Genomic DNA, 22,184 nt, shown 5'->3' on the forward strand with positions numbered 1-22,184 from the left:
ATCGCCAGAGGACCGTGAGCAGTAGCGGTTACCCGACGGCGTCGGACGGCGCAGTCGGCGGAGGCGGCTTTCGGGAGCGTGCCGACCGCGGACGGGCCGTCGAGGGATACTTGGTGCTGGTGCTCAGCGCCATTGCCCTAGCCATTGGTGTCTCGCGCCTCGCGACCTCGAAGGCGCCGCTGGGGACGATGCTCGTCGTGGGCGCCGTGAGTGCCGCCCTGTACGGGGCAAGCAGGCTCTCGATGAGCCGCCGGGTGCAACGGTCGGCCGACTACTGGCGTCAGGGGCCTGGATTCATCCAGTTCGGGCCCTCTCGCGACCTCGGCCTGGGCGACTACATGCCTGCCGTCGTGGCGTCGGCGGGAGCGCTCGCGGCCATGTGGATGCAGCTCTCCTCGGGTGCGGCTGACATCAACGGCGCCTGGACGCTTACACTGGCGGTCTTCGTGCTACTCGGGTCGGTGCTGACTCTCGCCACCGTCCCCACTGAGGGCAGGAGAGCACCGGAGATCATTCTGACCCCTGAGGCAGCATGGATCTGGACAGGTGGTCGAAAGCGTGCCTGCATCCCGTGGACGGCGCAGCCGAATCTTGAGGCGAGCATCGTCCACCGATTGCGTCCGCACGTCATGATCACGGGCGGTGCGGGAGGCCCGGTGCTTCTTCCCATCTTCGTCCTGCCCATCGGTCACGTACAGCTTCAAGCCGTCCTCGCGTTCTATGCCGCTCACGCCGATCTGCGAGGGGAACTCGCCTCCGACCAGGGCCTGCAACGGGTTCGGGCGCTCATGTCCACACCAGCCCCGGCCGCTGAGAGGACGGCGTCCGACGATGCTGCGGCTCAAAGAGCTGCTCGACCGGCCGCCACGCCGTCGTATCCAGTCTCACCGTACGCGGGAGTGGCGTACCAGGACTCCCCGTATGGCGGCTCGCCGTACGTGACGGCGCCGCCCGGTGCGGCGAGGCCTCGGCCTGTGGTACCTGAGACGATGGAGCTGCTTGCCCCCGCCACGAGTGGAGCCGCGCCCGCGCCTGTTCCGGTCGGGAACGGAACCGCTCCTGCATACCCGCAGACGGCGGCCTCGCATGACCCAGCAGAAGACGGACGACAGGACGAAGGGCGAACCTCCTCCGAGCCGCAGTCGTGCCAGGAGGCGGATCGCAAGGTGCGCCGTGCCCCCTGGCGCTTCCTGATATGGGCCGTCATCGTCCTCGTGGGCTCGGCCTACGGCACCAGCAGCCAGCAGGTCGGGGCATTCCTCTTGGGCGCTGTTGTCTGCCTGGTGCTCCTCATCCACGCCGTTGCGCTCGCCGGAGCACGCCGATGCCGAACGGTTGCCGGTCGGCGGTGGACATGGAGTCCTGAGGGAATCCGCCTGAGAAGCACGTGGTTCGTTCCCCTGGCTCTCCGCGTGGAAGCGGCGCTCATGGCACTTGGGAGCCTGGCGTCGATGGGGCTCCTGGCGGTCGGCGATCGTACCGATCGAGCGGGCATTGTCTTGTCGCTCCTCATCGCGATGGTCCTCCTCGTCACGGCCGGTTTCCTCGGGCTGACGGCGCCACGACCTCGCCGCAGCACTGAAATCATCCTCGACCCGGAACGTATCCGTACCGCAGCGGGCACAAGCCGAGAGTCGCCGTTCTGGTGGATGGACCGGCCGCGGGTCGTAGGCATCGACTCGGGCGGAACGGTCCTGATCGAGATCGAACCGGCGGGGCGGGTACGGGCCCGCTTGGGGACCCTTCCGCTGACCTATGTCCAGCTGCAGCGGATCATCGATTTCTACTCGAGTCATCCCGAGCTGCGTGATGAGCTCGCCGATGAGCGGGGGCTGGAACGCGTGCGGGAGCTCATGGGTGCGCGAGCTGAAAGTCAGTGATTCCCGTAGTTGTAGTGGTTCGGTGACTGGTAGGGTCCGCCCGCCCCGGGAGGAGCCGAGCCGGGAGGCTGTTGGTGGTATGACGGGGCGCCCGGGTATCCGGCCTGTCCGACCGGCGTCGCCGATGGGGGGAAGCCAGCCTGCTGAGGAGCCTGTGGGGGGTAGGCCTGCGGGTGGGCCGGGGCGCCCGGCACGGGAGAGGCCTGTGGGGCTTGGGCAAGAGACTGGTATGCCGGTGCTCCCGTCGGGGCATTGAATGACTGCTGCCCCAGAGCCGCCAGGTACCTCCGCTCCCGGTTCTTCTTGTTGGAGTTGCTGATGAGGGCGATCGCTCCTCCCACCGCCATCGCAATAATGATGAAAACGATGATGATCATTACTCCGGTGGACGAGGCGGATCGTGAGCTGGATGTGGCCTCGGCGGTGTCCTTTCCGCGGGTCTTGTTGTCATAAAAATCATTGAAGGAGACCTTATTCTGCTTCTCTCCCTCGATCGTTCCTCCGCCGGCGTCTGTGACTTTTCCGGGGAAGATGACTGACAGCGTCACCGAACTGTTCTTCTTCTTGTCGGTCTCGGATGCGTTGCTGGTGTCGACGACGTACTCATCTCCATCATGGCTCACGTAGTTATTGCCGGAGATCGATGTGTTGAGGACCGCTTTGCAGGTTGGAGTTCCGTCCTCGGAGGAGAAGGTAACCTTGGGTTTTGCCTTGTTCTTTGAAAAGTTCTCTTCGACGCAGAACTCTTTGAGACTCTGTTCATCATCGGACGGTGCGGTCGCCAAGAAGGTTGTTGTCACATCGTCATCCGACTTGATGCTGATCTCAATACTGACTGTCTCTTCGTCAGAACTCGCTAAAGGCGCGGCGGCACTCGCTGGCGCCACTGTCGCCAAGAGAAGGGAGATGATGAGCCAGAGAATGGCAATGAGGCCGACTGCTGAAATGTGCCTGAGGGCTGGATAGCGCATGTGCCACCTTAAAGCTGTGTGGATGGAAATATGTCGATCTGTCCCTGCTGTCAGTGGTTCTGACCGATAAGGCTCGAAGCCAGTGGAGAATTTGTACCGGAGCGCCTGCGCAAGAAATTGCATTGTGGCCCCGGATCCTGCGAATCCGGGGCCACAAGACCTGGCGGTGAAAGAAAGAGTAGAGGGCGGGTCAGTAGGGCTGTCCGGGCTGGCCGCCGTAGGGCTGGCCGGGCTGAGCCTGAGGAGCGCCGTAGCCCGCCTGCTGCTGTCCGGGCTGGCCGCCGTAGGGCTGGCCGGGCTGAGCCTGGAAAGCGGGGTTGGGGTCGTATCCCTGGGTAGGCACTGGGCCGTAGGGGGAAGGCTGGCCCTTGTTGTTCTTGCCGCGGGTGATGAAGAAGGCGGCGACGCCTCCACCGATCACCACGAGCGCGCCCACGGCGATGAGGATCCAGACCCACACGGGAGTCGAGCCGTCTCCACCCCTGACCGTGTGGGAGTCGAGGTCGGTGAAGGTGACTTTGTTGCCTTCGACCTTGCCGCCGTCGCCCTCGGTGACCTTGCCGGGGAAGGTGATGGTCTGGGTGACGTCCAGCTGGCTCGCGCTGGAGGAGCTCTCCTCGTTGCCGAGCTTGACGACGTACTCCTTGCCCTCGTGCTTGATCTGCCCGTCGCTGTCCTTGATAGGACCGGAGCCTTCAACGGTGCAGATAGCCTTGTCTCCCTCCTCCTTGAAGTCGGCTTTGGTGTCGACCTTGCCGACATCAGCTCCGCCGAAGGTCTCGGCTTTGCAGGTCTCCTTGTTGAAAATGTCGAGACCTGTGGAGTCTGTCACGACCATCTTGATGGAATACGTGTCATCGGACTTGATCACGACATCCGCCGTGATCTCGAGAGAGAAGGAGCCGTCAGCCGGAGAGGCAGCGTGTCCGGGCGCACCGACCAGGGCGAGGGTGGTGGACAGGGTGAGGACGACAAGGGCAGTCAACACAGATAGGGGCGCAGGGATGCGGCGAGTGGCGGCAAGTGTCATGACCTCACAGTAGCGGTTTCTGCGCCTAGTTGTAACCAGAATTTGATGGGGACGGTTCCCCGTTCTGGACCGTCGCTGGGGGGGGGGCGGACCGCCCGAGGGCCGGCTCGCGGCAGCTCAAGCGGCTATCCGCCCTGGTAGGGCGGGAAGTACTGTTCGCTCTCACCCCCGGTGCGCTCCTGCGGCGGCCGGAAGTCCGCGTGACCATGTCCCTGTCCCTCTTGCTGGGGAACCTGCTGCTGGGGAACCTGCGTGTACCCCGGGCTGGGGGAGTAGAACCCGTTGCCCTCCGGGGCACTGTAGACGCTAGGGCCCTCCGGGGCACTGTAGACACTAGGGCCCTCCGGGGCACTGTAGACGCTGGAGCCCTCCGGGGCACTGTAGATGCCGGGTCCGGCTGAATAGCCTGCGTTTTGAGGTGGGAAGACACCGGCGCCCGGGCCCGGCTCGACGTACGGGGAGTAGCCGGCCTGATAATCGGCGACGGGATAGGGCTGGGTTGGCCCCGGCATCGGCTGCTGGGCACCTGGGAGAGGAGACTGGTACGGGCCGTTGATGTAGACATCTGGGGGAGCGGCGCCGGCGGCTCCGGCGTCCTGCGGGGCTTCGCCGTACAGGGGGATGGGGTCCCGCTGCTGGGCGTGACGAACCCTGAAGAGGTAGAGCATGACGCCTGCGACGATGAGGAGCACGACGCCGCCCGCCGCGGCGATCATCCACCATCGCAGCTGAAACTTCCCGTCCTCGCCTTCGGCATGGAGGCCCTCGGAGCTCTCCAGGGCATTGTCCCAGGTGACCTTGTTGCCGTCATTCCTCCCATTGGACTTCGTCACCTCGCCGGGAAAGGTCACGGATACGGAGACCTTGGTGCTGCCCCCGATGTCCTGGGAGGAGAGCTGGGGATTCTTCGAGCCGAGTTTGCTCAGGGAGCCGGGGGACAGATCGAAGATGTACCGCCCGTCCTTGTGCTTGATCGTCCACGTGTCGGTTTTGAGCTTGTTGACCGGGACTGACTTGGCGGTGACCTGACATGCCGGGTCACCGTTGTGGGACGTGTAGGTATAAGTCGCCTCGACGCCGTCGGGCAGCGGGCTCGACTTCCCCAGCTCCTTCTCGTTGCACTTCTCTTTGGTGATGAGCTGCAAGCTGGAGGTGTCCCACATGATGTAGGTCATGTCGGCGGTCTCGTTGTCATGGATGACGAAGTCGTAGTGGACTCCGCATCCGGCCAGGATCAGGGCGAGAGCGGTTAGTGCCGCCCAGGCCACCGGCCGTGGGACGTTGCGAGAGGCATCATTCATGCGTCGAGTCTAAATCGGTGCTGTTCCTGCATGGGAGCACCCGCCTGTCAATAGTTACTTCTTTCGCGTGCGTCGTCGGCGCGACATGCGTCCTGCTGCGCGCCGTCGCAGGACAGCCACCGCCAGGACCCCGCCGAGCGCGACCAGGCCCGCGGTCAGCCAGACGCCGGAGCGATTCCACCAGGACACGCCCCGGGAGTCCTGGGCGTAGCCCGAGGCACTGACGCCCTTGGCCACGGTGTCGGGGTCGTCCCAGGTGACCGTCGTGCCCGAGACCTTGCCCCCGCCGGACTGCGTTACCGCACCGGGGAAGGTGATTGAGACCTTGGTATCGACTATCCCTTTGAAGGACGTGCTGCCCGACTGGGGCTCGCCCTGGTCGTCTGACGGGGCGGCTGAGGGCTCCGGTGGCGCCCCCGTCGCCCCGCCGGCCTGGCCGGAGTCCTGCGAGGGGTCGGAGGAAAGGGGGCGGATCGTCACCCTGTAGACGTCGCCGTCGCGCACGACGATGGTGTTCGGCTCTGCCGTCGAGGCCTGTGGGACCTTCACCCCGCTGATATTCACCTGGCAGCCGAGTCCGTCGTCGCCGGTGATCGGTTCGGCCTTGACCGTGGTCCCCGCAGGTACCCCCAGGGTGGTCGGATCGGAGTAGGTCGAGCAGTCGGGGGGCTTGCCCCGGGGGAAGACGGTGCCGGTCGTATCCCGCATCTCCAGGACGACGTCGTAGCTGCCCCGAGAGCTGATGGTCATGTCCATGTGGGCGGTGCAGGCGCTCAGCACCAGGCATGAGGAGGCGATCAGGACCGGGCGCACTAGCGGGCCGAGTCGGGGACGTGCGGCGGAGCACGGGGGACGGGACGTCGGGGCGGGTGCGACGGGCATGCGGGAACGCTACACGTTCGTACTGGACCTTCACTGAGGGCGGAACCATGCCGTTTCAAACGCTGTAAAAGCCGTCATCCTCCCAAATGTGGCCGATCGCATGGCGTTGTGACCGGGTGGAGAGGCCGGGCTGGGACCTTCGGCGATGTGACCTCGGGCGCCGGGTGGGGGAGTATTGCCCTCGACTGAGCGGGTCGGCAACGGCGTGCTCACCGGATCAACATACCCAAGGAAGGGACTCGCATGACTGTGTCTGAGAAGGACGTCCGCGCCGCCGCACCGGCCAACGCCCCTGAGAATGTCATCGAATTCGTCACGCGTATCGCCGAGCTGGCCAAGCCCGAGAACGTCTACTTCACGGATGGTTCACAGGAGGAGTGGGACCGTCTGACCACCGAGATGGTCGAGTCCGGCGTGTTCACCCGCCTCAACCCCGACAAGCGCCCCAACTCCTTCCTCGCGCGCTCCCTGCCCAGCGACGTCGCCCGTGTGGAGTCCAGGACCTTCATCTGCTCCGAGAAGGAGGAGGACGCCGGCCCGACCAACAACTGGTACGACCCGGTCGAGATGAAGAAGATCCTCAACGAGAAGTTCGACGGCGCCATGCGCGGCCGGACCCTCTACGTCATCCCCTTCTCCATGGGTCCCCTGGGCGGCCCCATCTCCCAGCTCGGCATCGAGCTGACCGACTCCCCCTACGTGGTGGTCAACATGCGGATCATGACCCGCATGGGCTCGGCCGCCATGGACCTCATCGCCGAGGGCCGCCCCTGGGTCCCGGCCGTGCACTCCGTCGGCGCGCCGCTGGCCGAGCACGAGAAGGACACCACCTGGCCCTGCAACGACGAGAAGTACATCACCCACTTCCCGGAGACCAATGAGATCTGGTCCTTCGGCTCCGGCTACGGCGGCAACGCCCTGCTGGGCAAGAAGTGCTACGCGCTGCGCATCGCCTCGACCATGGCCCGCCGCGACGGCTGGATGGCCGAGCACATGCTCATCCTGCGCCTGACCAACGAGAAGACCGGCAAGCAGTACCACGTCACCGCCGCCTTCCCGAGCGCCTGCGGCAAGACCAACCTTGCCATGCTCCAGCCCACCATCCCGGGCTACAAGGTCGAGACCGTCGGCGACGACATCGCCTGGATGCGCCCCGGCCCCGACGGCCGCCTGCGCGCCATCAACCCCGAGGCCGGCTTCTTCGGCGTCGCCCCCGGCACCTCCTACGACACCAACCCCATGGCCATGGACACCATGAAGGCCAACACCATCTTCACCAACGTCGCTCTGACCGACGACGGCGACGTGTGGTGGGAGGGCATCGACGCCCCGATGCCGGAGCACCTCATCGACTGGCAGGGCAACGACTTCACCCCGGCCGATGCCGCCGAGGGCAAGAAGGCCGCCCACCCCAACAGCCGCTTCACCACTCCGGCCTCGCAGTGCCCGATCATCTGCCCCGACTGGGAGGCTCCCGAGGGCGTGGCCATCGACGCCATCCTCTTCGGCGGTCGCCGCGCCACCAACGTGCCGCTGGTCGCCGAGCAGTACGAGAACGCCCACGGCGTGTTCATCGGCTCGGCCGTGGCCTCCGAGGTCACCGCCGCCGCCCTGGACGCCAAGGTCGGCTCCCTGCGCCACGACCCGATGGCCATGCTGCCCTTCTGCGGCTACCACATGGCCGACTACTGGACGCACTGGCTGGAGATGCAGGAGCAGCTGGGCGACAAGTTCCCCAAGGTCTACCAGGTCAACTGGTTCCGCAAGGACGAGAACGGCAAGTTCATCTGGCCCGGCTACGGCGAGAACTCCCGCGTGCTCGACTGGATCGTGCGCCGCGCCTCCGGCGAGGCCGGGGCGATCGACGGCGTCACCGGCCGCTACCCCAAGTTCGAGGAGTTCAACCTCGAGGGCCTCGACCTGGGCGAGGAGGAGTGGGCCAAGATGTACGACATCGACCCCGAGGCCTGGTCCGCCGAAATGGACGACACCGAGGAGTACTACAAGCAGTTCGGCGACAAGCTCCCCGAGGCCATCAAGGAGCAGCTCGCCAAGTTCCGTGAGCGCATCGCCAAGGCCAAGAATGCCTGATCACGGCTGAGAGCCTTCCCTGCGAAGGACTCTGACGGGGGCTCCCACCGGTTCGCCGGTGGGAGCCCCCGTCTCTCTGTCGCGCCGAGGTGGTGAGTGGTGCCCATCGTGACGGGCAGATTCCTGTGACGTAAAGGAATATAGTGGAAATAATACGGCGGTTGGGTGGGGCATCTATGGTGCTGCATCGAACCACGGTGCGCCATGCGGAGGTGGTGAGAGTGGAACGTCGAGAAAACTTCTACGTAAGTAATGTCCGCGGCATTCTAGGCGAAGATGGTATTGGTCGCTATACCCCAGACGGTTCCTTTGTACGCCTCAAGAACCCCTTTAGAGGTTGGGCTACTCTCAAGTGTATTCATGAGGGCGACTGCAGGCTGATCCTGCGTAGGTCGCTATTAGTGAGACTGGCTGCAGTGGCAGTGATAATCATCTCTACTGTCTGGCTGTTTCTTCTTAAAATGCGCCTGAGCGATTCTCTTTCGCCGGAAGATACTCACTTCCTTCTCTGCCTTACTGTAGGGGCGCTCGCGTGGGCGGTGAACACATTGCGGCGCCGAACTGTTCTTAGCGAATCGGGCATTGAGATGCGGGGACTGCTCTTCGCGGAGTTGCGCCCCTGGCCCGCAACTCGATCGAAAATAACCTTCTCCACTATCGAAATCGGTAGGTACTGTCCGTATGGAATGCTTATCTACCGAAATCGATTGATGTTGATCAATGGGGCGCTGGACGATCTTATCAGACTACCGGGAAGCGTATCCTGGGTGGAAGGCGAATACATGATTGAGCGGATTTGGTCATTCGCCGAGGAGAAGGGCTGGGTGGTCTCCGATCTCGGTAATCTTCAGGCGGATCCTGAGATGGTACGGGCTCGTGGAGAGATAGATAGGACGGCGATCGCGAATCGAAAGGAGTTGACCTACTGTGCTCCCGCTGTGCGGAAGCTGAAGGAAATGATGTGCAGTTGGGGCGTAATCATGTTCTTCATGGCTGCGCTCCCCCTCGCGGGAGCGCAGGATGTGCTCAGGGATGACGCTCGCGATGTTTGGCTTGTAATGCTCGGAGTGACTCTACTCATCCTTGGTGCTATTCCCGCGGTGATTCTATTGGTGGGAATAGTGTCCTGCTTTCGGAGGACGTTGGTTCGCCGGGCGGGGATTCAAGTCAAGGGGCGGGTTATTCCGTGGCCGGAGTCCCGCTCTGACTTGTATGTCGCAGGTGATCGAGTCTTCTTAGCGGGGCGCGATGGTTCGCCCGTTCCCCTGCCTGCGACGGGCTTGGGGGCCGGTGGTTTTAAAAAACGGCAGGAGAGGGCGATAGCTCAGTGTGAATCCATATGGCTTTGGGGAGTGACTCATGGTGTCGCAGAAGAGCATGACCGATATATCCGCCTTCGGGACGAAGACATGCAACGAGACAGAGAAGTGTTTGAGATACGTGCAGGATTGAGATCATCGGCCGCATTCAATGGTTGATTGCATTTCCTGGGAGAGGGTGACGTGTGATGATATCTTTTACGAGCCGTTCTGGTGGCGCCGGGAACACCTCTGGAGGTTCCGGAAGCAGGCGCCCAGCCAGGAACAAGTCGCTGCGGGGGTGGGCGACTGAGACCTCAGATGGACGCCTGATACTGAGGCGCTCAGTGCCCGTTCGGTACGTCGCGATGGCGGCGGCCGTCGTGGGAGTCGCCTGGATGGCGTCAACGGGGGCGCAGTTGCTGGGCTCGCTGATGAGCGGCTTCTATCGCTCCGATGACATGTATGTTCTTATGATGCTCAGCATTCCGACGATCTGGGGGATAAATGTTACGCGACGTAGATCTGTTCTGAGCGAGTCCGGTGTTGAGATGCGGCGTCTTCTGTTCACTGAGCGACGTCCTTGGACGTCAGTGCTCTCAAGGTTCACGCTTTCGACGCTTGATATGACTGCGCCTGGATCCGAAGGAGGAATCGATCGAACTCGGATCGTACTCGTGAATGGTGATCGTGACGATCTCATCAGGCTTCCAGGTTGTGTTCTCGGCATGACGCTGGATGATTCCAGCAACAGGGGCTCTGCTGCTCTCCGGGCCTTGTTGAATTATGTCCGACGACACGGCTGGATCGTCTCTGACTCTGAGTCGGTTCACGAGGATCCTCGGCTGGTGGAGGCTCGTCAGAATCATGGGGCCGACAAGATGATGAGAAAGAGTCGTCTTATGTTCTGCACCCCGGTCTGGCGCAGAATCAAAGAACATCTCTGCAACGGTGGACTCTTCCTTATTGGATTGGGGGTACTGTTCATCCTCATTAGCGTTCAGCAGCTATTCTATGAAACAACCTCGGTGAGTGACTCGGATCGACTCTACGCGATACTGTTTCTTGTTCTTGCTCCCGTATTAATGGCCTACCCCATATACAAGATCTATGGATGCTTCCAGCGAGTAGTCGTGGATGACCGAGGAATTCGTGCCGGGAGGAGGACCTGCGCCTGGCCGGAGTCCCGCTCCGACCTGTTCGTCGTCGGGGACAGGATCTTTGTCGTGCATGCCAACGGGAGGCAGATCGCACTGGACGGTGCCGGTGTCACATGGGGGAACTTTCGTCGGAGGCAGGAACAGCTGGTCGCCAGGTGCGAGGCGATCTGGCTCTGGGGTGTCGCCCATGGAGTCACCCGAGAGAGCGGCCGGTATATCGCCGTGCAGGATGAGGGCATGCAACAAGAACGCGAGATACTCGAAAAGAGCATCGGTTTGATGATCCCGCGGCGAGATCAGTCCGCTTGAACCGGAACGCCGGGCGTTCGTCGACGCCGAGTGGGCATGATGTCCTGGACCAACTCGGTGCGTGCGGAACGCGAGCGAGGGGTACCCGTACGAGGACGCCGTCTGGTACTGAGGCTGACACGGGGACTGATTCTGGGGAATCGGCATCGACCCGTTCCTGGGGAGTGCGTCGGTTGCGATGACAGTGTAGGAAGTCAGGCTTCCCGCGGAAGTGGCCTGTGTCGGCGTATTAGCCAGTGGAATCTTCGATGTCAGAGTCCCAGCTCCTCCGCCACGAGTGGGTGGGGTTCTATCTCTTCGTCGTTTCGGAGGTCACCGCTGTGTAACGTGGCGTCATGCGCGAGTACTCACCTGATGGGTTCATGTCGCCAGGCTCCTCCCACGTGGCTCCAGCGGCCGACGGCGCACAGATGGGTCAGATGATCGACGAGGCCGTCGCCGACCTGGCGCTGCGAGCCACTCGGTACCTGCGCACCCATTTTCGCGATCGTGTCACCATCGGAGACCTCTCGGCGCACCTCGCCTACAGCCCCTCCCACCTCACCCGGGTCTTCACGGCCGCCGTCGGAACCTCGCCCATGGACTACCTGGCTGCCTGGCGACTGCACAAGGCCAAGCACCTCCTCGTCGCCCACCGGATGGGCGTGGCCGAGACCTGTCACGAGGTCGGCTACACCTCGGTGGGTACCTTCAGCCGGCGCTTCCTGCGCGACGTCGGAACCCCGCCCGGCGCCCTGCGTCGCATCGCCGACCGGATCGCCGAGCAAACCCTGCCGGCCGTAAGCCTCCTGGTACCGGCGGCGGGGAGGATCCGCGTACGCCCGGAAGTTCCGGAGAAGATGCGTCGTGCGCTCGGACCTGCCCCCTACCAGTGGGTCGGCACCTTTCCCCGCCCCGTCCCCAGCGGGCTGCCGGCCACCGGGACACTGCGTCGTGGTATTGACGAGGTGGAGCTGCCCGTGGTCCCGGACGCTCCCTGGATCCTCGTCACCGTTCTTCCCGACGGTGCCAGCGTCTACGAGCACCTGGCCCCCGCGAGCCCGCTCGTCGCGCGACTGCGCGTCCCCGAGGTTCCCGTCGCTGGCCCCGTCACCCTGCCGGTGCGCGCCGCCCTCCCCTGGGATCCTGCGGTCCTTGTGGCCCTGGCGGCGATGGTGGTCTGATGGTCGTCTGAGTCGGCCTGAAAGGGGCACCGCTCAAGAGAGCAGGATCGGAGTCGTTAGCGGTGCGCCGACCGGTCTACCGTCGTGGAGCGTTATGACGTCCCTCGACATGCAGCTGGAGTAAGGAGCCACTGATGACCGACCTCACCGCCAATGCCCTGCCTGTGCCTGCCAAGCGCCTTGCCGGCTTTCCCTGCTGGATCGAGCTGTACACACCGGACATCGACGCCTCGGCCGCGTTCTACCGGGACCTCCTCGGCTGGGAGATCACCCGCAGTGAGCCGGACGAACCGCTGACCACCGAGGTGCATCACGGCGGCCGGCTCATCGGCTCCTTCGAATCTGCCGCCCAGGCCCCCGGTGGTTCAGGCTGGCGGGTGAGCTTCATGGTCGACGACGTCCGCACCGCCGCTGGAGCCGCGGAGAGGACCGGAGGGAGTATCGTTGTGGAACCCACTCGCGTCACTGAGACCATGGCCTACGCCCTCGCCTCCGATCCCGACGGTAACGTCATCGGGCTCCTGGAAGATGAGGATTTCGAGGGACCCTACCCCTACCAGGCCGGGATGCCGGTGTGGTTCGACGTCCTGGCCAGCGACCTGGAACTGGCCGAGCGCTTCTACCGGGAGGCCGCCGGGTGGCCCACCCGCCGGCTGACCATCGACGACCAGGAGCAGTCCTTCTACACGAGCGTCGTCGGGGGCAGATCTGTGAGCGGTGTGGGCCGGGCAGGCTATTTCGGAGGTGAGGAGGCCCCCTCACGCTGGCGCATCTACTTCGGGGTTAAGGACGCAGACGCCGCCGCTCAGCGGGTGCGCGAGCTCGGGGGAACCATCGTCGTCGAGCCCATCGACTTCACGTTCGGGCGCATGGTGGAGGTTGCTGATCCGTACGGGGCGCGCTTCCTGCTCACCACCTTCTGACCCGCACACAGCGGCCGGACGGGGTCACTGATGACCCCGCCCGGCCGTGTCCGGAGAGCGAGAGCGCTGGATGCTGTGAAAATGCGGAAGGAAGCACCCTCATGGCTGGACACTGCCCAGTGTTACCCCGCCTGCCGGTCCTCGGCGCCCCCGTCCGCTTCGGAGACCGCGTCCGCCGTGACTCTCTCGGGGTCCAGCAGCGCTAGGAGCCGCTCGGTCTGCCACGGCAGGATCCTGCCTTCGCCGAAGACCAGCTGGGCCTTATCGGGGTCCTCGACCACGTCGTCGGCCAAGAGCCCCAGCAGGTGCGCCAGCGGCATGCGCCGACCCTCCAGCAGGTCGAGCAGATGCGTCAGGGCCCGGTTGCTGCTGTGATCCAGGTTCGCCACCTGGTGCTCGCCCACGCCCACGGCCAGGTCGCGCCAGTGCAGGAAGAAGCGGATCGTCTCGCCCTCGGGCAGAGGCAGCCGGGTTCCACGCCCCGCCGTGCGCAGGCCCGGTGAGGCCGAACGTAGTCCCAGCGGCACCGTGTAGCCCTTGTAGAGCCGCTGATCAACGGTGATCCGTCTCAGGTGTGCCCGCTGGCGCAGGGCCTCCTCGACGGTGCGAACCACCGCGGCGTCGGCGGGGCCGGGGCGACGGGTGGAGGGGATGAGCGTTGTCTTGGTGCCCGTGTCCGCCTTGATGGCAACGACCCGCCACGGCAGGGTCTCCGCTCCGGGGGAGGAGAAGTAGTCCCACGGGTGGGAGCCGAAGTCCTGCTCGGTGCGCCCCGGGGTGACCTGGCGCAGGAGCTCGGCGGAGCGGATGCGACGGCCTTGGCCGGCCGTGGTCGGCGAGAAATGGACTGCTCCTCGGTGGTCTCATCAGTGGGGGCAACATTGGCCGTCGTTCCAGGGGACTGATCGACTCCTACCGGGGCCTCCTGGCAGATCGCCGTCTGGCACCCGTTCGCCCCGGAAGATGTCTGAGAATAGCGGATTCTCATAGTCTTTATTGTGCTGATGTACGTAAGAATGTGAGTTATTCGGTTCTGTGATCGATCGACGTCAACGGTTTTCTGGCAGAATTGATCAAGCTTTGCGGGTATGTGGCGGTGCAAGTGGATTGCCAGTGAAGATTCGTATTGTATGTCAGGTTAATGCAATCATCTACTGAAGTTGATCAAGCGCTCCCGCTTACGATAAGTAAGTTGTTGACTTCGAACTGTGATACAACTTGTGGTGTCGATTAAGGAGAGGAGTGAATTGTGGCTCATCGCAATGCAAGGATGGGATCGCTTCGCGGATTGGAGTCGAAAGGCTTTGCACTGAAGCGCCGGCTGAATGCGATCCAAAGTGTGTTTCTACTGTCGTGCCTGGTGGTCCTGACGGTCGTTGTCGCCGCGTGGTGGGTTGTCATTAAGCCGAGAGGGAAGGGGGAGGCATATTTGTCATTAGTGGGTAGATTGAAATACTGGGGGTTTGGAGGCGAAAATGGTGAATTTCGTGGACTCGTCATAGCGATTGTCTTGGCAGCTGTCCCAGTGGGTCTGACGATTGCCGGAATGACATGGAGTGCGCGAGCTCGACCAAAAAGTTCGGTACTTCATGGTGAGTGGCTCCAAGATGTTGTCGATACTGTGAACAGAGAGATGTCTGCATGGATTATTTTGTTTTTGAATGCATATATTTGCGGAGTTGCTGTCATGTTGTTCTGGATAGATGCCTTGCTTCGGAAGCAGGGTGTAATGAATATGCTATCGACGTTATTTTTAATGACGATCTACCTATTTTCGGCAAGTCTTCCGGCGTTAATGAAGATTGGAGACGGTACCGCCATTAGTTCTTATGCAAAGGATCTTCTGACACTTCGAAGGGTGGCAAAATGGAGATATTTTCACGGCGTCTCTCCGCGATACAATGTCCTCGATCGAAAGCTTCGGGTAAAGTGGGTTGAAGTGGGGGAGAAAGGCTGGTTCTGGTTGTCCTTTATTTTCGTTGTCTTTGTCTCGGGGATGCCTTGTGTGTCGCTTTGGTTATCGCTTAGCCTTCACTACACAATTCTTCCCGCGAGGTTTGAGTGGCTTTCGCTGATGTTTATTCTGTTTGGTGAAGCCTCATTGTGGTTCGCCATCGTGTCGGCTGTGTGCCAATCGGTGTGGTGGGTTAGAGTGCCTGGGTTAAAATTAGATCGAACCGAATGGCGGTTTACGATATTATATGTCAGTATATTTTGTATAATCGGCATGCCTCTTCAGGTGTTTGGTTATTATATGATGATTCAAAATTGGTGGCTAGCCTCTTTGTCGACCATTGGTGTTAACGTCATTCTAGAACTACTTGTATGGAGGACGCTGCGTGGACATCGGGAGTTTTCACTGTGGATCTTGGTTCTTCATGGCGTAACAGTTGCACAGCGTAAGTTATCTAAAAGAATGATTCGGCCGTTGAGGGAGGTGGATATTGAGAATTATTTTGCTGTCGCTGATCTGATTGTTCCTGAAGACTCGGTTTTGGATGGGAAAACCATAAAGCTGCGTGACTTTATCAACGAGATGATGACATTCGATGCACCTTGTGAAGCTGAGATTGCCAGTGAGTAAGCTATGTGGAGGTCAGTGCCATTCTGACGGTCTTCGACTCCCATGGCATGGGGTGTAACAACTCACCGCGTGTTGGGCAGCTGCGGTTGGGTCTTTCCGGGTCAGGCTTCCTGGAGTCGTGGGGCGGGCAAGGGACTGGGGGCACATTTCCACGGGTCGCAGTGAGAGCATCCCGTACCAGGGTGGAGAGCCGGTAGCCCAGAGCGCGCAGGGTGGTCAGGGCGGTTTCGATGCCCGGATCGGCGCTCGGCGGTGGAGCGGTGGGCTCGCCTTGCGGAGGGGCGGAGTGCGACGGCGCCGGCCCGCCGGCGGTCGACGGGAGATAGACGGCCCCGAGTCGGCGGATCGTCACCGCGTTGATCTCCGTGTTGGGAACAACGCCGGCCGCCGTGCCGTCTCCTGTATCGACCGCCGTCGTCCCAGGGGCCTGGTCGACTCCCATCGGGGCCTCCTGACGCATCGCCCTCCAGGGACTTCGCACCCCGGAACCGGCTTGAGTCTACCGGAGCATCGCTCCGCGCACTGGGGTCGGAAGGCACGGGTGACTCAGTTGCGTCCGTATGAGTCCTCCAGCAGTGTCTGGAAGGAGTCGATTTCCACCTCAACCATGCTGAATCCGCTGGTCACCTTGACTCCGTGGTCCCCGATCTGGAACAGGCGCATGAGGAACCCGTCGTTAGTAGTGCGTATTCCGTAGGGGAACCCATAGCGCTGCTCCAGGGCCTGGGCGACTCGCCAGGTGTAGTCGGCCACGTGGCGGTCATCGAATCTTCTCGACTTCCCTTTGGGTTCGGTCACCACCTCGATACTCCAGATGCGCGTGAAGAGCGAACGTTCCGCGAGCCAGCCGTCTCCGCGCAGAATGGGGCAACACGCCCGGATGCTCGGGTGGCCGCCGAGCCGTTTGAGGACGCTCTTGATGGCGGCGCCGTCGAGGACCTGCTCGACGACGGAGAGGATCTGGGGGATGGACAGGCCGATCCGCATCGGTACGACCTGCCAGTCCACCGCAGGTCGAGTGAGACCGTTGGGTGCGGGGGTGGAGGCGGCAAGCCTGCGAAGCTCATCCATCGTCATCGCAGGCCCGGGCTCATTGCCTCCCCGATCCTTGAGAAGGAACTCGATCTCATCCTTTTCTATGTCGTCCTCGTCTCCGCTGGGGCTGGCGGCGATGACGCCGTCGTCCCCGAAACCCTCGGAACCGGCGAAGCGAATATCACTGAGGGGACGCCCACCGGCCAGGCCGGCGACGACGTCGCGCATACTGATCTGGCTTCGTTCGCTGCCGAGGAGATTGCGGGGGATGAGGACCTCCTCCCCGGTGGCCTCGACGGTGACGATGAGGCCATCGACCGTCCCTGTGAAGGAGACGAGCCCCAAGCCCGCGGCGCCCATGTCCCAGCGGAGAGTGAAGGGGCGGCGCCACTGCGGCGGCATGAGAGCCAGGTTGTCGGGAAGTCCGCCGAGAGTCTTGGCCGTGGTCTCCTCGAACATCTCCCAGTTGATGATGTCGGCCTCTCCGGGGCCCCAGTCATTGAACGGGGTCCTTCCAAGTTCCACCGTCCATAAGTACGGATAGTCCTCGGCCTCGCCCCACTTGAAATCCCGATACTCGTCGATATCAATGGGGTAGTCGGGGTTGAAGGAGTTCACGCGCAAGGACAATTCGCCGGTCCGGGAATTGTAGTCCGGTTCGATCTCAACGACCCGCTCCCCGACCCGCCAGCGGAAGAAGAGGTCCGGGCCGTAGACGGCGAAGGATTCGGTTCCCAGGATGTCGGCGGCGTCGAGCAGGAAGCGGTGCACGTCCGCCTCAGTCAGGGTGGCGCCCAGGAGCGAGGCCACGCGGTCGGCCACCTCCACCTCGGGGTTCACGGGATTGCCTCACCAATCGTTCGAGGCGAGTGACTCAAAGGTGTCGATCTCGACCATCACCGCACTGAGCCCGCCCCTCACGGTGACCCCGTGGTCCCCGACCTGGAACAGTCGGGAGAGGTAACCGTTGTTGTCAGTGTGCGTTCCGTACGGAGAGCTGTAGCGCTGTTCAAGGGCCTGGGCGATTCGCCAGGCGTAATCCGCGACCTGGCGTTTATCAAAGCACTGAGACTTGTCCTCTGGGCGCATGGCCACGTCGATCATCCAGCCATCACCGGTATGCGAACGTCTCGCGAGCCAGTCATCTCCTCTCAGAACCGGCTCACCCCACCGCACCCTCGGCTGCCCGCCGAGGCGCCTGAAGGTGGCATGGCCATCGGCGCCGGTGACGATCTGACCGACGACGTGGAGAACCTCGGGAATGGACAGGCCGATCCGTATCGGCAGGATCTCTTGGTCCATCCCGGGCCCAGCGGGTTCGACGGCTGGGGCTATGGTGACAAGCCGACGGAGGTCATCCATCGTCATGTCCGGCCGGGGTGAGTCCTCGCCACGATCCTGGGGGAGGGACTCGACGTCGTTGCTGTCCCAACCGGGCTCGTCGCCACCAGGTGAGGTGACACAGACACTGTCGAAGCCCTCGGAGCCGGCGAAGCGGATGTCCGCCAGGGGCAGACCTCCGGCGAGGCCGGGGACAACGTCGCGCATACTGATCTGGCTTCGCTCGCTGCCGAGGAGATTGCGGGGGATGAGGACCTCCTCCCCGGTGGCCTCGACGGTGACCGTGAGTCCCTCGGCCGTGCCGGTGAAGGAGACGAGCCCCAGGCCCGCGGCGCCCATGTCCCAGCGGAGGGTGAGGGGATGGCGCCACTGCGGCGGCATGAGGGCCAGGTTGTCGGGCAGAGTACGGAGAATGACCGCCATGGTCTGGTCGAACATGTCCCAGGTGTCGATGACGGACTCGCTGGGACCCCACTCGCCCCACGGAAGTCTCCCGAGCCCGACCGTCCATAGGTAGGGATACTCGTCGAGTCCACCATACTCAAAGGTCAGATACTCATCCTCGTAGACCGGGGAGCGACGGTCGAAGGACCGCACCTGCAAGGAGTACTCGCCAGTCCGAGAGTCGTAGTCCGGTTTGATCTCGACGACCCGTTCCCCGAGCCGCCAGCGGAAGAAGAGGTCCGGGCCGTAGACGGCGAAGGATTCGGTTCCCAGGGTGTCGGCGGCGTCGAGCAGGAAGCGGTGCACGTCCGCCTCGGTCAGGGTGGCGCCCATCAAGGCGGCCACGCGATCGGCCATCTCCACCTCAGGGTTCGCGGTGCTGTTCACGTCTCTCCTCCGTCTGCTGCTTCGCCGAACGGCTCACCCCACCATAGAGCGCCATCACGCGCATTCGTCAGGGTCGCTCTCCCCATGGGGTGTCCGCTGGATAGGCATGGGGTATCGGTTCCGCTTCATCATCACCAGAATTCGGCAAGCTTGTCGAAGGAGCCGGTCTCGACCGTCACGGCGGGGAAACTGGTGCCCACCTCGATGCCATGGTTTCCAACCCGGAACAAGCGGGAAAAGCAGCCGTCGTTGTCGGTGAGCATTCCGTACGGAGAGCCGTAGCGCTGTTCCAGGGCCTGGGCGATTCGCCAGGCGTAGTCGGCCAGATGGTGCTCATCGAAGCACAACAGTTTCCCCTCATCCCCCTCCGGCCTGGTAATCACCTCGATCTCCCAGCTGACACCCTTCGAGGACGGTTCCGCGAGCCAACCGTTTCCTCTCAGAGCTGTCTTACCCCACCGTGATTCTGGCTGTCCGCCAAGCCGCGTCAGAACATCCTCCATAGGGGCACCCGTGATGACCTGCTCGACGACGGAGAGGATCTGGGGGATGGACAGGCCGATCTTCATCGGCACAGTCGTCCAGTGCGGCTGAGACTGCTCGGGGTCTTCATCGGTGGCGTCCGCCGAGGCGGATGTGGCGGCGGGGGTGGCGGCCAGCTGCCGGAGGTCCTCCATGGTCATCGCTGGTCGGGAGTCGTTCTCCTTGTGCTCCTGGATGAGGGACTCGACGACGTCCTTGTCCCAACCGGACTCGTTCCCGTTGGGGGTAGCGACATAAAGCTCTTGATGATTAGCGTCGCCGAAGCCCTCGGAGCCCGCGAAGCGGATGTCCGCCAGGGGCAGACCTCCGGCGAGGCCGGCGACGACGTCGCCCATCTTCACCTGATTTCCCAGAAGCGCGCGGGGGATGAGGACCTGCTCCCCGGTGGACTCGACGGTGACCGTGAGGCCCTCGGCCGTGCCGGTGAAGGAGACGAGTCCCAGGCCCGTGGCGCCCATGTCCCAGCGGAGGGTGAGGGGGCGGCGCCACTGCGGCGGTATGAGTGCCAGGTTGTCGGGCAGGGCGTGGAGGATGACTGCGATGGTCTGGTCGAACATCTCCCAGGTGACCGCGTAATGAGTGCCGGGTCCAAAGGCGTTGAACCCGGTCCTTCCGAGCTCCGCTGTCCACACATAGGGGAACTCGCAGAGCTCGCAGTTCTCGAAAGTCAGATACTCGTCGATATCAATGGCCCGTTCGCGGTCGAAAGACTTGACGTACAGCGAGTGGCCTTTATCCGAGGACGAGGGACCCGACGTGATCTCGACATAACGGTCTCCGCGTGCCCAGCGGAAGAAAAGCTCCGGGCCGTAGACGGCGAAGGATTCAGTTCCCAGGATGTCGGCGGCGTCGAGCAGGAACCGGTGCACGTCCGCCTCAGTCAGGGCGGCGCCCATCAAGGCGGCCACGCGATCGGCCAGCTCCGCCTCAGGGTTCCTGGTGCTGTTCACGTCTCTCCTCCGTCAGTTGCCTTGCCGACCGGCTCACCCCAGCATAGGGCGCCATATCGCGGATTCGTCAGGGTCGCTCTCCCCATGGGAAGCACCTGCCGCCGAGCCCCGTGCAGCGGCTGGAGGATTCGGCCGGTCATATATGCCCCGCCGGACGCACAGCCCACGCAGTTCCGGGCGTGGTTATGGCCTTCATCATCTAGGCTGAGGCCGTGAAGATTCTGCTCCTCGGCTCCGGCGCGCGTGAGCACGCCCTGGCCCGTGCCCTCGCCCGTGACCCGCAGACCACCGAGCTCGTCGTCGCCCCCGGCAACCCCGGGACGGCGGCCATCGCCACGAACCTCAACATCGACCCCTGCGTGCCCGACGAGGTCGTCGCCCTCGCTACGCAGATGAGGGCTGACCTCGTCGTCGTCGGTCCCGAGGCACCGCTGGTGGCGGGTGTTGCCGATGCTGTGCGCGACGCCGGGATCCCCTGCTTCGGCCCCAGCGCCGAGGCCGCCCGCCTGGAGGGTTCGAAGGCCTTCGCCAAGGAAGTTATGGCCGCCGCCGGCGTCCCCACCGCCGAGGCCGCCGTGTGTACCACCGAGGCCGAGCTGAACGCCGCCCTGGACCGCTTCGGCAGCCCCTACGTCGTCAAGGAGGACGGCCTGGCCGCCGGCAAGGGTGTCGTCGTCACCGACGAGCGCCCCGTCGCCCTGGCCCACGGCCGCGCCTGCCTGAGTCGCGGCGGCGGCCGCGTCGTCGTCGAGGATTACCTCGACGGCCCCGAGGCCTCCCTGTTCTGCGTGTGCGACGGCGCCACCGTCCGCCCCCTGGCGCCCGCTCAGGACTTCAAGCGGCTCCTCAACGACGATGCCGGCCCCAACACCGGCGGTATGGGCGCCTACTCGCCCCTACCCTGGGCGCCGGCCGACCTGACCGAGCAGGTGGTGCGCGAAGTCGCCCAGCCCGTCGTCGACGAGATGGCCCGTCGCGGCGCCGGCTTCATCGGCCTGCTCTACTGCGGCCTGGCCCTGACCAGCCGTGGACTGCGCGTCGTGGAGTTCAACGTCCGCTTCGGCGATCCGGAGACCCAGGCCGTCCTGGCCCGCTTGACCTCCTCCCTGCCCGAACTGCTCCACGCCGCCGCCACCGGCGCCCTGGCCGAGGCTCCCGAGCCGGTCTGGTCCGAGCGGTGCGCCGTCGACGTCGTCATCGCTGCCCCCGGCTATCCCGGAACCGTGACGACCGGTGGTGCCGTCACCGGGATCGAGGCCGCCGAGGAGCTCGACGACGTCCACGTCCTGCACGCCGGCACCGGAACCACCGAACGGGGTGAGCTGGTAGCCACCGGCGGGCGCGTCCTGTCCGTCGTTGCCATGGGGGCCACCGTGGAGGACGCGCGAGCGCGCGCCTACGAAGCCGTCAAACGCATCGGCCTCGAGGGCGCCCAGTACCGCACCGATATCGCCCAAGCGGTCGGCGCCGGAGGCGCCGACGGTACCGAGTAGGCCTTTCACATCGCCGCGACCGTATGGTGTGGCTCGCTTTCTGCTCCGAAACCGCAGTTTCCGGGCCGGAAGATACGGTCACGAGGGCGGAGTGCGCCTAATCACCCGCACTTCTTCCGAGATCAAGCGCACACCCGCTGCTCTTTCCTGAGACCGACCCGCAGCGCTTCGGGTGGCTGCGCGGGGCGCGCGCTGGCGTCGGCGTTGTGCCACGTCAGCGTCCCGCCCGCCTGCGCGAGAACCGGCTCCCATCCGAATCGTTCCCTTCCCACAGGTCGGATTTGCTCCGGCCTCCATCCGGGCCCTCTCCTCCTACGACCCGGATGAATTGGCGTGATGACGCGGTACGCGAAGAGGTCGGAAGTGGCGACTCACGCAGACGACGCCGCCACTCGGAAC

The 22,184-nt window shown here is 63.6% G+C and carries 16 protein-coding genes; 8 read left to right on the plus strand and 8 right to left on the minus strand.

Annotation, left to right across the window (positions count from 1 at the left end; genetic code table 11):
• Nucleotides 1-14 precede the first annotated feature (14 nt).
• A complete protein-coding gene (locus FK256_RS01625) occupies nt 15-1,880 on the plus strand; it encodes a hypothetical protein (protein WP_141423442.1) in 1,866 nt (621 codons plus the stop codon).
• Here the strand turns inward: FK256_RS01625 and FK256_RS01630 are convergent.
• The 4 genes from FK256_RS01630 to FK256_RS01645 all read right to left on the minus strand — a co-directional run bounded on the left by FK256_RS01630 (nt 1,874) and on the right by FK256_RS01645 (nt 6,064).
• On the minus strand, nt 1,874-2,851 hold the full coding sequence (locus FK256_RS01630) for a hypothetical protein (protein WP_141423443.1): 978 nt from the start codon (nt 2,849-2,851) through the stop codon (nt 1,874-1,876). The genes FK256_RS01625 and FK256_RS01630 overlap by 7 nt on opposite strands.
• A gap of 190 nt (nt 2,852-3,041) precedes the next feature.
• A complete protein-coding gene (locus FK256_RS01635) occupies nt 3,042-3,881 on the minus strand; it encodes an LppM family (lipo)protein (RefSeq protein ID WP_141423444.1) in 840 nt (279 codons plus the stop codon).
• A gap of 125 nt (nt 3,882-4,006) precedes the next feature.
• Complete coding sequence (locus FK256_RS01640) at nt 4,007-5,182, minus strand: LppM family (lipo)protein (protein WP_141423445.1); 1,176 nt, start codon at nt 5,180-5,182, stop codon at nt 4,007-4,009.
• A 54-nt stretch (nt 5,183-5,236) separates the two neighbouring features.
• On the minus strand, nt 5,237-6,064 hold the full coding sequence (locus FK256_RS01645; protein WP_141423446.1) for an LppM family (lipo)protein: 828 nt from the start codon (nt 6,062-6,064) through the stop codon (nt 5,237-5,239).
• Between the two features lie 243 nt (nt 6,065-6,307).
• On the opposite strand from FK256_RS01645, the gene FK256_RS01650 reads away from it, so the two are divergent.
• The 5 genes from FK256_RS01650 to FK256_RS01670 all read left to right on the plus strand — a co-directional run bounded on the left by FK256_RS01650 (nt 6,308) and on the right by FK256_RS01670 (nt 13,008).
• The gene (locus tag FK256_RS01650) at nt 6,308-8,155 is read left to right on the plus strand and encodes a phosphoenolpyruvate carboxykinase (GTP) (protein ID WP_021606828.1); all 1,848 of its coding nucleotides are present in this window, start codon (nt 6,308-6,310) and stop codon (nt 8,153-8,155) included.
• A 416-nt stretch (nt 8,156-8,571) separates the two neighbouring features.
• On the plus strand, nt 8,572-9,633 hold the full coding sequence (locus FK256_RS01655; RefSeq protein WP_244936097.1) for a hypothetical protein: 1,062 nt from the start codon (nt 8,572-8,574) through the stop codon (nt 9,631-9,633).
• Nucleotides 9,634-9,800: 167 nt separating this feature from the next.
• A complete protein-coding gene (locus FK256_RS01660; RefSeq protein WP_244936098.1) occupies nt 9,801-10,922 on the plus strand; it encodes a hypothetical protein in 1,122 nt (373 codons plus the stop codon).
• A 335-nt stretch (nt 10,923-11,257) separates the two neighbouring features.
• Complete coding sequence (locus FK256_RS01665; protein ID WP_141423449.1) at nt 11,258-12,085, plus strand: helix-turn-helix domain-containing protein; 828 nt, start codon at nt 11,258-11,260, stop codon at nt 12,083-12,085.
• 134 nt (nt 12,086-12,219) lie between these two features.
• On the plus strand, nt 12,220-13,008 hold the full coding sequence (locus FK256_RS01670; protein ID WP_141423450.1) for a VOC family protein: 789 nt from the start codon (nt 12,220-12,222) through the stop codon (nt 13,006-13,008).
• A 122-nt stretch (nt 13,009-13,130) separates the two neighbouring features.
• On the opposite strand, the gene FK256_RS01675 is transcribed toward FK256_RS01670, so the two are convergent.
• A complete protein-coding gene (locus FK256_RS01675) occupies nt 13,131-13,622 on the minus strand; it encodes a hypothetical protein (protein WP_141423451.1) in 492 nt (163 codons plus the stop codon).
• A gap of 635 nt (nt 13,623-14,257) precedes the next feature.
• Here FK256_RS01675 and FK256_RS01680 point away from each other — a divergent pair.
• A complete protein-coding gene (locus FK256_RS01680) occupies nt 14,258-15,592 on the plus strand; it encodes a hypothetical protein (protein ID WP_141423452.1) in 1,335 nt (444 codons plus the stop codon).
• Nucleotides 15,593-16,138: 546 nt separating this feature from the next.
• Here the strand turns inward: FK256_RS01680 and FK256_RS01685 are convergent.
• The 3 genes from FK256_RS01685 to FK256_RS01695 form a co-directional block, all read right to left on the minus strand.
• Entirely contained in the window at nt 16,139-17,467 is a 1,329-nt protein-coding gene (locus tag FK256_RS01685) for a hypothetical protein (RefSeq protein ID WP_141423453.1), read from the minus strand.
• A gap of 9 nt (nt 17,468-17,476) precedes the next feature.
• Nucleotides 17,477-18,799 carry a hypothetical protein gene (locus tag FK256_RS01690; RefSeq protein ID WP_141423454.1) on the minus strand — a complete coding sequence of 441 codons (1,323 nt, stop codon included), beginning with the start codon at nt 18,797-18,799 and terminating at the stop codon, nt 17,477-17,479.
• A 131-nt stretch (nt 18,800-18,930) separates the two neighbouring features.
• A complete protein-coding gene (locus tag FK256_RS01695) occupies nt 18,931-20,292 on the minus strand; it encodes a hypothetical protein (RefSeq protein WP_141423455.1) in 1,362 nt (453 codons plus the stop codon).
• Nucleotides 20,293-20,504: 212 nt separating this feature from the next.
• Here FK256_RS01695 and purD point away from each other — a divergent pair, with 212 nt between their 5' ends.
• A complete protein-coding gene (purD, locus tag FK256_RS01700; RefSeq protein ID WP_141423456.1) occupies nt 20,505-21,785 on the plus strand; it encodes a phosphoribosylamine--glycine ligase in 1,281 nt (426 codons plus the stop codon).
• Nucleotides 21,786-22,184 lie beyond the last annotated feature (399 nt).

Source organism: Actinomyces johnsonii (assembly GCF_006546835.1).
In the GTDB taxonomy this organism is placed as follows: Bacteria; Actinomycetota; Actinomycetes; order Actinomycetales; family Actinomycetaceae; genus Actinomyces; species Actinomyces johnsonii.

Excerpts from the sequence above, each read along its gene's own strand:
- FK256_RS01630 (WP_141423443.1), bottom strand. The coding sequence starts at position 2,851 with ATGCGCTATCCAGCCCTCAGGCACATTTCAGCAGTCGGCCTCATTGCC.
- FK256_RS01635 (WP_141423444.1), bottom strand. The coding sequence starts at position 3,881 with ATGACACTTGCCGCCACTCGCCGCATCCCTGCGCCCCTATCTGTGTTG.
- FK256_RS01640 (WP_141423445.1), bottom strand. The coding sequence starts at position 5,182 with ATGAATGATGCCTCTCGCAACGTCCCACGGCCGGTGGCCTGGGCGGCA.
- FK256_RS01645 (WP_141423446.1), bottom strand. The coding sequence starts at position 6,064 with ATGCCCGTCGCACCCGCCCCGACGTCCCGTCCCCCGTGCTCCGCCGCA.
- FK256_RS01650 (WP_021606828.1), top strand. The coding sequence starts at position 6,308 with ATGACTGTGTCTGAGAAGGACGTCCGCGCCGCCGCACCGGCCAACGCC.
- FK256_RS01665 (WP_141423449.1), top strand. The coding sequence starts at position 11,258 with ATGCGCGAGTACTCACCTGATGGGTTCATGTCGCCAGGCTCCTCCCAC.
- FK256_RS01670 (WP_141423450.1), top strand. The coding sequence starts at position 12,220 with ATGACCGACCTCACCGCCAATGCCCTGCCTGTGCCTGCCAAGCGCCTT.